General features: G+C 68.2%; 8 protein-coding genes. 3 read left to right on the forward strand and 5 right to left on the reverse strand.

What is annotated here, in order from left to right; all coding sequences use genetic code 11:
• Positions 1-46: 46 nt before the first annotated feature.
• Complete coding sequence (locus H9Y04_RS27190; protein WP_187816800.1) at positions 47-2,011, reverse strand: SpoIIE family protein phosphatase; 1,965 nt, start codon at positions 2,009-2,011, stop codon at positions 47-49.
• 147 nt (positions 2,012-2,158) lie between these two features.
• Between H9Y04_RS27190 and H9Y04_RS27195 the strand changes: the two genes are divergently transcribed.
• Positions 2,159-6,262: a HAMP domain-containing hybrid sensor histidine kinase/response regulator gene (locus H9Y04_RS27195; protein WP_236071541.1), complete on the forward strand. Its 4,104-nt coding sequence runs from the start codon at positions 2,159-2,161 to the stop codon at positions 6,260-6,262.
• Between the two features lie 11 nt (positions 6,263-6,273).
• Positions 6,274-6,861 (forward strand): response regulator, encoded by a 588-nt coding sequence (locus tag H9Y04_RS27200; RefSeq protein WP_187816680.1) that lies wholly within the window; start codon positions 6,274-6,276, stop codon positions 6,859-6,861.
• A 55-nt stretch (positions 6,862-6,916) separates the two neighbouring features.
• Here H9Y04_RS27200 and H9Y04_RS27205 read toward each other — a convergent pair whose 3' ends face one another.
• The 4 genes from H9Y04_RS27205 to lepA all read right to left on the reverse strand — a co-directional run bounded on the left by H9Y04_RS27205 (position 6,917) and on the right by lepA (position 12,076).
• The gene (locus H9Y04_RS27205) at positions 6,917-8,806 is read right to left on the reverse strand and encodes an AMP-dependent synthetase/ligase (RefSeq protein WP_187816681.1); all 1,890 of its coding nucleotides are present in this window, start codon (positions 8,804-8,806) and stop codon (positions 6,917-6,919) included.
• A 211-nt stretch (positions 8,807-9,017) separates the two neighbouring features.
• Entirely contained in the window at positions 9,018-9,329 is a 312-nt protein-coding gene (locus tag H9Y04_RS27210) for a hypothetical protein (RefSeq protein ID WP_187816682.1), read from the reverse strand.
• 219 nt (positions 9,330-9,548) lie between these two features.
• Positions 9,549-9,926 carry a hypothetical protein gene (locus tag H9Y04_RS27215; RefSeq protein WP_187816683.1) on the reverse strand — a complete coding sequence of 126 codons (378 nt, stop codon included), beginning with the start codon at positions 9,924-9,926 and terminating at the stop codon, positions 9,549-9,551.
• Between the two features lie 287 nt (positions 9,927-10,213).
• On the reverse strand, positions 10,214-12,076 hold the full coding sequence (lepA, locus tag H9Y04_RS27220) for a translation elongation factor 4 (protein WP_187816684.1): 1,863 nt from the start codon (positions 12,074-12,076) through the stop codon (positions 10,214-10,216).
• A gap of 248 nt (positions 12,077-12,324) precedes the next feature.
• Here lepA and rpsT point away from each other — a divergent pair, with 248 nt between their 5' ends.
• Positions 12,325-12,591, forward strand: coding sequence for a 30S ribosomal protein S20 (rpsT, locus tag H9Y04_RS27225; protein ID WP_187816685.1), 267 nt, complete (start codon positions 12,325-12,327; stop codon positions 12,589-12,591).
• Position 12,592: the final 1 nt, after the last annotated feature.

The raw sequence follows: 12,592 nt of genomic DNA on the forward strand, positions 1-12,592 counted from the left end.
CCGGGCCCGCTCCCCTGCCGGATCCCCGGCCGCCTCCCCGGCCCGCTTACCTGGCCTGCAGCACGAGCACCGCCAGATCGTCGTCCACCGGCGTCTGCGCGAAGTCGTGCACGAGACGGCGGATCCGCTCCGCCACCACAGTCGCCGACAGGCCCCCGCTCCCGGCCAGGGCCCGTGCGAGCCCGTCGCCGTCGTCCAGCATCCGCAGCCCCGAGCGCCGCTCCGTGACCCCGTCCGTCACGCAGACGAGCGTCTCGCCCGAGCCGAGGACGAAGGACTCGCTCTCGTACTCCGGCTCGTCGAGCACACCGAGCAGCACCTGCGGCCCGGCGGCCGCCCGTACGGCACCGTCCGGGCCGAGCAGCAGCGGCAGCGGATGCCCGGCGCAGGCGAGGGTGCAGCGCACGCCTTCCGGTGAGGGTTCGAGCTCTCCATACAGCAGGGAAAGGAAGCGCGCGGGTGAACCGTCCGGAGCCAGATCGCGCCGGCCCGCCTCCGCGAGCGCGCGGGCCGCGGAGTCCGCCGCCTCGGTCGCGTCGTCGAGCAGCAGCCGGTTGAGGCGGTCGAGCACGTCGGAGACCTGGTAGCCCTCGCGGGCGAGCAGCCGCAGCCAGGGGCGGGCGAGGCCGGTGACGACGGCGGCCTCCGGTCCGTTGCCGCAGACATCGCCGAGCGCGAAGCACCAACGGCCGTCGCCCGCGGGGAAGATGTCGTAGAAGTCGCCGCCCGCGAGACCGTTGTCCCGCGGCTCGTACACCAACGCGCTCTCCACGCCCGGGACTTCGGCCATCGAGCTGGGCAGCAGACCGCGCTGCAGGACACGGCTGATGGTGGCCTGGCGCGCGTACTGGCGGGCCGCGCCGATCGCCAGCGCCACCCTGCGGCTGAAGTCCTCCAGAAGCCCGGTCACTTCGTCGGGGAAGCGCATCAGACCGGCCCGCCCGAGCAGCAGCGTGCCGAGCGCGCGGCCGCCGGCGACCAGGCGGTACGCCACCGCCGTACCGGTGGTGTCGCCGATGCCCTCGAAGGGCCAGGGCACCGGAACGGGGCCGCCGTGCAGCGGGCCGGGGATGGCGGGGGCGTCCTTCTCCAGTACGCGGCGCAGGTCCTCGATCCGCGATTCGTTGTGGTGCCAGACGCGCGCGAGCCGGGGCGCGGTGGGCCCGGTGCCGCGGCCGTGCCGGTCCGCCTCGTCGTTGAGCCAGACCGCGCACCAGTCGGCGAGCCGCGGCACGAGCAGCTGTCCGGCGAGGGCGGCCACCATCTCCTCGTCCAGCTGCCCGGCCAGCAGATCGGAGGCCTCGGCGAGGAACGCGAGCGCGCCGCGGTTGCCCCAGTCGCCCTGCTCCCGGGCCTTCTTGGGCTGCGGCGCGAGGATGTCGGCGACGCGCAGCCCGCGCTGCAGCGCCTGCTCCCCCGCATACGCCTCGATCTGCCGGGCCGCGTCGGCCCCGTCCACGGGCAGCCGCGCCCATACGGTCTTCTTGCCCGGGCGGTAGGTGATGCCCCAGGACTCCGAGAGGCAGGCGACGAGCTGCAGGCCTCGGCCGTACTCGACGAGACCCTGCGGCGGTCCGCCCAACTCGCCCTGCACCGCGCGTCCCGGGTGGTGGTCGCACACCTCGATGACCACGGCGGCGCCGTCCTCCAGGTCCCCGTCGGCGGCCACCCCCGCGTCGAGACGGCACAGGACCTCGACATGGGTGCCCGCGTGGACGACGGCGTTGGTGACGAGTTCGCTGACCAGGACGACGGCGTCGTCGGTGAGGCGCTCCGTCAGGCAGGCGGCGGCAGAAACGCCGCTCTCCGCCCAGCCGGCGAAGGCGGCGCGGACAAAACGGCGCGCTGCGGCCGGTGCGAGTGGATTGCCGGGCAGCGACGTGCTGGCACGGGTGTCCTCCGCGGACCGCAGCGGGACGGGGCCGGTGGTACCGGCCGGGCGGAAAGTGTTCTCCCGCTGCATTGGAATGGACCCCACTGTGCGGCTCCTGAGCAGTTCAGGGAAATGCATCTCAGGTGACATGGACAGAGTGACAGACTGGCCCCGCCCATAAGCGCCGAGTTACTGAAGTGGGCCGCCATGAGTGACAACATCGCAGTTTCAGTGCTCGGGAACGGTCAAGTCCGAGCAGAAGACTTCCAACCGCTGCTCGCCGCGATGACCTCGCTGCGCGATGGCGACTTCCGGGTGCGGGCACCCGAGGGCTCGACCGGTGTCTCGGCCGAACTCGCGGCGGTCTTCAACCAGATCGCCGACCGCAACCAGCATCTGGCCTCCGAGCTGGCCAGACTGCGCCGCGAGATCGTCCGGCACGGCAGACTGGACGAACGGGTCGCGGCCTCGCCGGGCCAGGGTGCCTGGACCACGACGGTCACGGACGCGAACATCGTGGTCGACGCCCTGGTGGCTCCCGCCGCCAACGCCACCCGGGTGCTCGACGCGGTGGCCGGCGGCGACCTGACGCAGCGCGTCGATCTGCACGACGGCAACCGGCAGTTGCGCGGCGATCTGCGCCGCCTGGGCCGCGCCGTCAACAAGATGGTCGACCAGCTGTCCCTCTTCACGGGCGAGGTCACCCGCGTGGCCCGCGAGGTCGGCACGGAGGGCCGGCTCGGCGGACGCGCCAAGGTGACCGGTCTCTCCGGCAGTTGGCGCGCCGTCACCGAGGCCGTCAACACCATGGCGTCCCGGCTGACCGCCCAGGTCCGCGACATCGCCGCGGTGACCACGGCGGTGGCGAGCGGCGACCTGACCCGTACGGTCACGGTCGAGGCCACCGGCGAGTTGCTCGAACTGAAGCTCACCGTGAACACGATGGTCGACCAGCTCTCCGCCTTCGCCGACGAGGTCACCCGCGTGGCCCGCGAGGTCGGCACCGAGGGCCAGCTGGGCGGCCGCGCCCAGGTCCGCGGCGCGAGCGGGGTCTGGAAGGACCTGACGGACAACGTCAACTTCATGGCGTCCAACCTCACTTCCCAGGTACGCAACATCGCCCAGGTGACGACGGCGGTGGCGTACGGGGACCTGAGCCAGAAGATCACCGTGGACGCGCGCGGCGAGATCCTGGAGTTGAAGTCGACCGTGAACACGATGGTCGACCAGCTCTCCGCCTTCGCCGACGAGGTCACCCGCGTGGCCCGCGAAGTGGGTACGGAAGGAAAGCTCGGCGGCCGGGCCCAGGTCCGCGGTGTATCGGGCGTCTGGAAGGACCTCACCGAGAACGTCAACTTCATGGCGGACAACCTCACTTCGCAGGTCCGCAACATCGCCCTCGTCTCGACGGCCGTCGCCCAGGGCGACCTGTCGAAGAAGATCACGGTCGAGGCCAAGGGCGAGATCCTGGAGCTGAAGACCACCTTCAACACGATGGTCGACCAGCTCTCCGCCTTCGCCGGCGAGGTCACCCGCGTGGCCCGCGAGGTCGGCACCGAGGGCAACCTCGGCGGTCAGGCCCAGGTCCGCGGCGTATCGGGCGTCTGGAAAGAGCTGACGGACAACGTCAACTTCATGGCGTCCAACCTGACTTCCCAGGTGCGCAACATCGCCCAGGTGACGACCGCCGTGGCCAACGGCGACCTGTCGAAGAAGATCACCGTCGACGCACGCGGCGAGATCCTGGAGCTCAAGGACACCGTCAACACGATGGTGCAGCAGCTGCGCGCCTTCGCCGACGAAGTGACACGAGTGGCCCGCGAGGTCGGCACGGACGGCCGTCTCGGCGGACGCGCTCAGGTGCTCGGCGTATCGGGTGTCTGGAAGGACCTCACCGAGAACGTCAACTTCATGGCGGACAACCTGACATCACAGGTCCGCAACATCGCCCAGGTCGCGACCGCCGTGGCCCAGGGCGACCTCTCCAAGAAGATCGACGTGGACGCGCGCGGCGAGATCCTGGAGCTCAAGACCACCATCAACACGATGGTCGACACGCTCTCGTCCTTCTCCTCCGAGGTCACCCGCGTGGCCCGCGAGGTCGGCTCCGAGGGCCAACTGGGCGGCCAGGCGCGGGTCGAGGGCGTGTACGGCACGTGGAAGCGCCTGACCACGAGCGTGAACGAGCTGGCCCTCAACCTCACCACCCAGGTCCGCGCGATCGCCGAGGTGGCCTCTGCGGTGACCCAGGGCGACATGTCACGGTCGATCACCGTCGAGACCCAGGGCGAGGTCGCCGAGCTCAAGGACAACATCAACCTGATGGTGTCCAACCTCCGCGAGACCACCCGCGCGAAGGACTGGCTGGAGTCCAACCTGGCCCGTCTCGCGGCCCTGATGCAGGGCCACCGGGACCTGATGGAGGTCGCCGACCTGATCCTGCGCGAGCTGACCCCGCTGGTGAACGCGCAGTACGGCGCGTTCTTCCTGGCCGACGCCGAGGCGGACGGCACCCAGCTGCGTACTCCCGTACCGACCAAGGGACTTGCCTTCATCGGCGGCTACGGCTCCGCACAGGGTTCGGTCACCGAGACCGGCGCCATGCCGGTGCACGGGCTCGTACGGCAGGCGGCCCTGGAGAAGAAGCGGATCCTCGTCGAGGAGGCGCCGCCGGACTACATCAAGATCAATTCGGGGCTCGGCGAGGCGCCGCCGAGCAGCGTCGTGATCATCCCGATCCTGTTCGAGGACCGGCTGCTCGGCGTCATCGAGCTGGCCTCGTTCTCCCGCTTCTCCGATGTCCACCTGGCGTTCTTCGACCAGTTCGTCAACACCATCGGCGTCGCGATCAATACCATCATCGCCAACTCCCGTACGGAATCACTGCTCGGCGAATCCCAGCGCCTCGCACTCCAGCTGCAGGAACGTTCGGACGAACTCCAGCGCCAGCAGGCCGAGTTGCAGCGCTCCAACGCCGAACTGGAGGAGAAGGCGGCGCTCCTCGCGACGAGCTCCCAGTACAAGTCGGAGTTCCTGGCGAACATGTCGCACGAACTGCGCACCCCGTTGAACTCCCTGCTCATCCTGGCCCGTCTGCTCGCCGACAACCCCGAGGGCCGACTGAACGACCAGGAGGTCCAGTTCGCCACGACCATCCACCGCTCGGGCACGGACCTGCTGCAGCTGATCAACGACATCCTCGACCTGTCCAAGATCGAGGCGGGCCGGATGGACGTACGCCCGAAGAAGCTGCCGCTGATCAAGCTGCTCGACTATGTGCACGCCACGTTCCGTCCGCTCACCCTCGACCGGGGCCTGGCCTTCGAGGTCGCGGTCGGCGAGGACGTACCGCGCGAGATCTACTCGGACGAGCAGCGGCTGCAGCAGATCCTGCGCAACCTGCTCTCCAACGCGGTGAAGTTCACCGCGAGCGGCCGCGTCGAGCTGCGCGTCGGCCGCGTGAGCACGCTGGACAGCAACAATCTGGCCTTCTTCAAGGAGGGCGAGGACCTGCTCGCCTTCGCCGTCTCCGACACCGGGATCGGCATCTCCGCCGACAAACTCCCGGTGATCTTCGAGGCGTTCCAGCAGGCCGACGGCACCACCAACCGCAAGTACGGCGGCACCGGCCTCGGCCTGTCCATCAGCCGGGAGATCGCCGGCCTGCTCGGCGGCCGGATCGTCGCGGAGAGCGAGCCCGGCAAGGGGTCCACCTTCACGCTGTACGTTCCCGTGGCCCACTCCGGCCACGGCCCCGTACCGGCCCCCGAGCTCGAGGGCAGCGAACTGACGCAGGGCCTGCGGTCGTTGAAGCTGCCCGAACAGCACTCCCCCGAGGACCCGGTGGCGGCGCACGACCAGGACGACAACTGGCCGGCCACCACCAAGCTGGAGGAGTGGCGCAGCGGCAGGGCCGGACAGGTGCTGCAGGGCCACAGGGTGCTGATCGTGGACGACGACATCCGCAATGTCTTCGCCCTGACCCATGTGCTCGGCCGGGTCGGCATGCCCGTCCTGTACGCGGAGAACGGCCGCGAAGGCATCGAGATCCTGGACCGCAACCCGGACGTCGAGGTGGTCCTGATGGACATCATGATGCCGGAGATGGACGGCTACGAAACGATCGAGGTCATCCGCCGCACACCCCGCTGGGCGGAACTGCCCATCGTGGCCCTCACCGCGAAGGCCATGCCCGGAGACCGCGAGAAAGCCATCAGCAACGGTGCCAACGATTACGTCCCCAAGCCGGTGGACGTGGACATGCTGCTCACCGTGATGTGTTCCCTCCTCGACCCTGAGGGCCCCGACGAGCAGCACGAAGAAGTATCCGTCGAGCAGGGGCAGGCGAGCGACAGAGGGGAGCCCGCTACCCCTTCTGAGACCGAATAGGTCGTATCCGCATGAGCACTGAGGTTTCGACAGATGACCGCGCCAGCATCCTCCTCGTCGACGACATGGAGGACAATCTGACCGCTCTCGAAGCCGTCCTGGGGTCGCTCAACGAACCACTGGTCCGGGCCCGTTCGGGCGAGGAGGCGATGAAGGCGCTGCTGCGGCAGCCCTTCGCCGTCGTCCTGCTCGACGTACGGATGCCCGGCATGGACGGCTTCGAGACGGCCGCGAACATCAAGCGGCTCGACCAGACCAAGGACATCCCGATCATCTTCCTGACCGGGACCGACGCCGACACGGGCTATGCCTTCCGGGGGTACGCGACGGGTGCGGCGGACTATCTCACCAAGCCCTTCGACCCGTGGGTGCTGCGCGCGAAGGTGACGGTCTTCCTCGATCTGCACCGCAAGAACCTGCAGCTCCAGCGCATGCTCGCCCGCGAACAGTCCCAGTTCGCCGAACTGTCCGAGCTCCTCACCAGGCTCGAAGCCCGGCTGACCGACGACGCCGGCTCACCCCATCTGGTGGAGGCCCGGGGCGAACTGGCCCGTATGGAAGAGGTGCTCACGGAGATGCGGCGCGGGCGGAGCCACTGATCCGGCTCCGCCCGCGCCTTGGTCCCGCAGGGGGTTCGAGGTAGACCTCGGGGCCCTACGCCTCGCGTGCTCCCGCGTACATCTCGTCGACGAGCGACTTGAACTCCCGCTCGACGACCGGCCGCTTGAGCTTGAGGCTGGGCGTCAGCTCGCCGTGCTCGACATCGAGGTCACGCGGCAGGATCCGGAACTGCTTGATGGTCTGCCAGCGCTGCAGGCCCTGGTTGAGCTCCGTGACATAGCCCTCGATCAGGGCCTTCGTCTTCGGATCCGCCAGGACGTCCCCGTACGAGGTGGAGGAAAGACCCTCCTCCTTCGCCCAGTTGGTGATGGCGATCTCGTCGAGGGCGATCAGCGCGGTGCAGTAGTTGCGGTCGGCGCCGATGACCAGGATGTTCGAGACGTACGGGCAGACGGCCTTGAACTGGCCCTCGACCTCGGACGGCGCGATGTACTTGCCGCCGGAGGTCTTGATGAGGTCCTTCTTGCGGTCCGTGATGCGCAGATAGCCGTCGGCGGAGAGCTCGCCGATGTCCCCGGTGTGGAACCAGCCGTCGGACTCGAGGACTTCGGCGGTCTTCTCGGGCAGCCCGTGGTAGCCCTGCATGATGCCGGGGCCGCGAAGGAGGATCTCGCCGTCGTCCGCGATCCGCACCTCGCAGCCGGGCAGCGGCTTGCCGACCGTGCCGGTGCGGTAGGCCTCACCGGGGTTGACGAAGGACGCGGCGCTCGACTCCGTCAGACCGTAGCCCTCGAGGATGTGGATGCCGGCGCCGGAGAAGAAGAAGCCGATGTCGGGCGCGAGCGCCGCCGAACCGGAGATACAGGCCCGCAGCCGCCCACCGAAGGCCTCACGCAGCTTGCCGTAGACCAGCTTGTCGGCGATCGCGTGCTTGGCGCCGAGCCCGAAGGGCGCGGAGGACTTGCCCGTACGGCGGAAGTTGTCCTGCGTGACCTTGGCGTACTCGCGCGCGACACCCGCCGCCCACAGGAAGATCTTGTACTTGGCGCCACCGCCGGCCTTCGCCTTCGCCGCGACCCCGTTGTAGACCTTCTCGAAGATCCGCGGCACGGCGGCCATGTACGTGGGCTGCACGACCGGCAGATTCTCGATGATCTTGTCGACCCGGCCGTCGACGGCCGTCACATGCCCGACCTCGATCTGACCGCTGGTGAGCACCTTGCCGAAGACATGCGCGAGCGGCAGCCAGAGGTACTGCACGTCGTCGGGGAAGAGCAGCCCGGTCTGCGCGATGGACTTCGCCATGTACGACCAGTTGTCGTGCGGAAGCCGAACCCCCTTGGGGCGCCCGGTGGTTCCCGAGGTGTAGATCAGGGTCGCGAGCTGGTCCTTGGTGATCGCCGCGACCCGCTCCTTGACGGACTCGGGGTTCTTCTCCAGATACGCCGCTCCGCGGGCCTCCAGGTCGGCGAGCGAGAGCACCCAACCCTCCGGATCGCCCTCGGCGGCCTGCGCGTCGGCGGCCTCGATCACCACGACGTGCTTCAGACCCGGCAGCTCATCGCGCCGCTCGCGCGCCTTGGCCAGCTGTGCGCCGTCCTCGGCGATCAGCACGCGGCTGTCGGAGTCGCTCAGGATGTACGCGGCTTCCTCGGCGTTGGTGGAGGCGTAGACCGTGGTCGTGGCGGCCCCGGCACACAGGATGCCGAGGTCGGTCAGGATCCACTCCACCCGGGTGTTGGCCGCGAGCGCGACGCGCTCCTCGGGCTGCAGCCCGAGTTCGATCAGTCCGGCGGCGATCGCGTAGACGCGCTCGGCGGCCTGGCCCCAGCTCAGCGACTTCCAGTCGTCCGGACCCTGGCCCGAGGCCGGCGGCACCGGATAGCGGTAGGCCTCCCCGTCGGGCGTCTTGGCCACGCGCTCAAGGAACAGGTTCGCCACGGAAGGCGGGCGGTTCTCGATCAAGTTCTGTGTGTCGCTCACGACATCCTCCGGGCCCGCGACAGTGCGTGCGACTGAGTGGCTGCTGGTGCGTTCTGTGGTGTGCGTTGTTTAACTTGCCAGTAACTATCGAGCAGTGATCAGAGTAGAGCGCCCGGGCCCGCCGCGTAAGAGGCCTTGAGCTGTCAGTTCCTCACAGAACGGCAACGGGCCCGCAGCGCTGGTGCGCTGCGGGCCCGTGCGGGCGATCCGGTCAGTTGACGCGGAAGCTCGCGGAGGTCTCGGAGCTCGCCGTGGCGTCCGCGTCGGCGGCGACATCCGCGTCGACATCGGCGTCGGCGTTGACCCTGGCGTGCGCGTAGACGTCCGGGATCAGCGCGTCGACGAGGCCCGCGAGGTCCAGGCGGACCAGCGCGTTGAGGGCCGCGTCCGCCGTGGCGGTGGCCGTGGCGTTCTCGTCCGGCACCGGAGCGGACGTCGCGGACGCGGCGGAAGCCGCACCGCCGAGCATCAGGACTGCGGCGCACACAAGGCCGGCGCCACGCACAACTACGTTCTTGTTCATGGGGGTTACCTCCTTCAGGCACCGCCATACATAACCTCGAATTATCGCCCCGTAACACAGTTAATGCGGACGGGCGAGCGTAGGCGGCCAAATGAGGGAGATACCCGGGAAAACGGGCCCCATAAAAAGAAAAACGGGCCCGGCGCAAGAAATGCGCCGGGCCCGTTCAATTCACGTTGCCGCCGCTCGGAGGTGCGGCACGCGTGAAGGTGGGGCGATTCAGCCGATCGGCAGGCCACCGAGGTGCGGCATGGCACCCAGAGCCTTGGCCTTCGCGTCCTGGTTGACCTTGCCGGTCGCGTCGACGTCCGTCTGGTTGGCGGCCTTGACGACGTTGTCGCTGCCGTCCTTGACCGTGCCGCGAGCCTCCTTGGCAACCTTGGTCAGGGAGTCGAACCAGGCCTCGACGTCAACGTCCACGACGTCCTTGAGGTCATCGGCGTCGACCGAGGAGTCGTTCACCGTCTTGGTGTCGACCAGCTTCGGGTTGTCCGCCGGAGCGGCCGCACGCGGGGCGTCGTCGGCCATCGCCGGGGAGGCGAAACCAACAGCCATGACGGAACCGGCAACGACAGCAGCAGCCTTGGTGTACTTCACTTCAGGATCCCTTTCTGAGAGCGACGTTCTTCACGGTCACGACCGTCGTGCCGTCCGAGCGTTTTGCTGGCCGCTCGGAACGTCGCTGCCACCCTTCGTAACGGGGCGCCCCTGCCTGCGGAAACTCTAAAATCACGGCTTTTTTGGCATTCACTCGGATGTCGCAGAATTCTTCCAATTCTCACATCAACGCAAAAGGCGCCCGTCCGGTTCAAGGACGGGCGCCTCCGGTTGGACCGAGTGGCCCAAGAACGCGCTCTGCGGGGCGGGTTACCGCCCGGGGAGGACTACTTCTTCTTCGGGCCCTCGTCGCTGGAGAGCACCGCGATGAAGGCCTCCTGGGGCACCTCGACGGAGCCGACCATCTTCATGCGCTTCTTGCCCTCCTTCTGCTTCTCGAGCAGCTTCCGCTTACGGGAGATGTCACCGCCGTAGCACTTGGCGAGGACGTCCTTGCGGATGGCACGGATGGTCTCGCGGGCGATGACCCGCGAGCCGATCGCGGCCTGGATGGGCACCTCGAAGGCCTGCCGCGGGATGAGCTCGCGCAGCTTGGCCACGAGCCGCACGCCGTACGCGTAGGCCGCGTCCTTGTGCGTCACGGCCGAGAAGGCGTCGACCTTGTCGCCGTGCAGGAGGATGTCGACCTTGACGAGCGAGGCGGCCTGCTCGCCGGTGGGCTCGTAGTCGAGCGAGGCGTAACCGCGGGTCTTGGACTTCAGCTGGTCGAAGAAGTCGAAGACGATCTCCGCGAGGGGCAGCGTGTAGCGGATCTCCACGCGGTCCTCGGAGAGGTAGTCCATGCCGAGCAGGGTGCCGCGCCGGTTCTGGCACAGCTCCATGATCGAGCCGATGAACTCGGACGGGGCGAGCACCGTGGCGCGGACGACCGGCTCGAAGACCTTGTCGATCTTGCCCTCGGGGAACTCGCTCGGGTTGGTGACCGTGTGCTCGGTGCCGTCCTCCATGATCACGCGGTAGACCACGTTGGGGGCGGTGGCGATCAGGTCGAGACCGAACTCGCGCTCCAGACGCTCGCGGATCACGTCCAGGTGCAGCAGACCGAGGAAGCCGACACGGAAGCCGAAGCCGAGGGCCGCGGAGGTCTCCGGCTCGTAGACCAGCGCGGCGTCGTTGAGCTGCAGCTTGTCGAGGGCCTCGCGCAGGTCCGGGTACTCGGAGCCGTCCAGCGGATACAGACCCGAGAAGACCATCGGCTTCGGGTCCTTGTAGCCGCCGAGCGCCTCGGTGGCGCCGTTGTGCAAGGAGGTGATGGTGTCACCGACCTTGGACTGACGGACGTCCTTCACGCCGGTGATGATGTAGCCCACCTCGCCGACGCCGATGCCGTCGGCCGGGGTCATCTCGGGCGAGGAGACACCGATCTCGAGCAGCTCGTGGGTGGCGCCCGTGGACATCATGCGGATGCGCTCGCGCTTGTTCAGCTGTCCGTCGACCACACGTACGTACGTGACGACGCCGCGGTACGAGTCGTAGACCGAGTCGAAGATCATCGCGCGGGCCGGGGCGTCCTTGACGCCGACCGGGGCCGGGACGTCCTTGACCACGCGGTCGAGCAGCGCCTCGACGCCGAGGCCGGTCTTGGCGGAGACCTTCAGGACGTCGTCCGGGTCGCAGCCGATGAGGTTCGCGAGCTCCTCGGCGAACTTCTCGGGCTGCGCGGCCGGCAGGTCGATCTTGTTGAGCACCGGGACGATGGTGAGCTCGTTCTCCATCGCCAGGTAGAGGTTCGCCAGGGTCTGCGCCTCGATGCCCTGGGCGGCGTCGACCAGGAGGATCGTGCCCTCACAGGCCGCGAGGGAGCGCGACACCTCGTACGTGAAGTCCACGTGGCCGGGGGTGTCGATCATGTTCAGGATGTGGGTCCTGCCCTGATCGGGGCCCTCGGTGGGCGCCCAGGGCAGACGGACCGCCTGGGACTTGATGGTGATGCCGCGCTCGCGCTCGATGTCCATGCGGTCGAGGTACTGAGCGCGCATCTGCCGCTGCTCGACCACTCCGGTCAGCTGGAGCATGCGGTCGGCGAGCGTGGACTTGCCGTGGTCGATGTGCGCGATGATGCAGAAATTGCGGATCAGAGCCGGGTCGGTACGGCTCGGCTCGGGCACATTCGTAGGGGTCGCGGGCACGCAGGGTCCTGATTCTTGAGACGTCCGCAGCGTTCTGCGGCCTCGGGTCGGATCGATACGTAGCCTCCATGGTCCCATGAGCGGCGGGATGGGCTCGGTTTGGGCCGGTAGGAGTACGGCTGGTACCTTGGACAGCTGTGTCTCACTGCCCTCTAAGCGACGAGGCACTCGGTATCAAAGACCAGTCCCCAGGATTTTCCCGGGTTTCCGGGCTGTCCGGGGGGCGACGAACCTGTAAAGGCTCTTTCGTGGCGAACATCAAGTCCCAGATCAAGCGGAACAAGACGAACGAGAAGGCGCGCCAGCGCAACAAGGCCGTCAAGTCCTCGCTCAAGACCGCGATCCGCAAGACCCGTGAGGCGACCGCCGCCGGTGACGTCGAGAAGGCCACCACGGCCCTCCGCGAGGCCACCCGCAAGCTGGACAAGGCCGTCTCCAAGGGTGTCATCCACAAGAACCAGGCCGCCAACAAGAAGTCGGCGCTTGCTTCCAAGGTTGCCTCCCTCAAGGGCTGAA

The organism is Streptomyces polyasparticus (assembly GCF_014493765.1).
Taxonomy (GTDB): domain Bacteria; phylum Actinomycetota; class Actinomycetes; order Streptomycetales; family Streptomycetaceae; genus Streptomyces; species Streptomyces polyasparticus.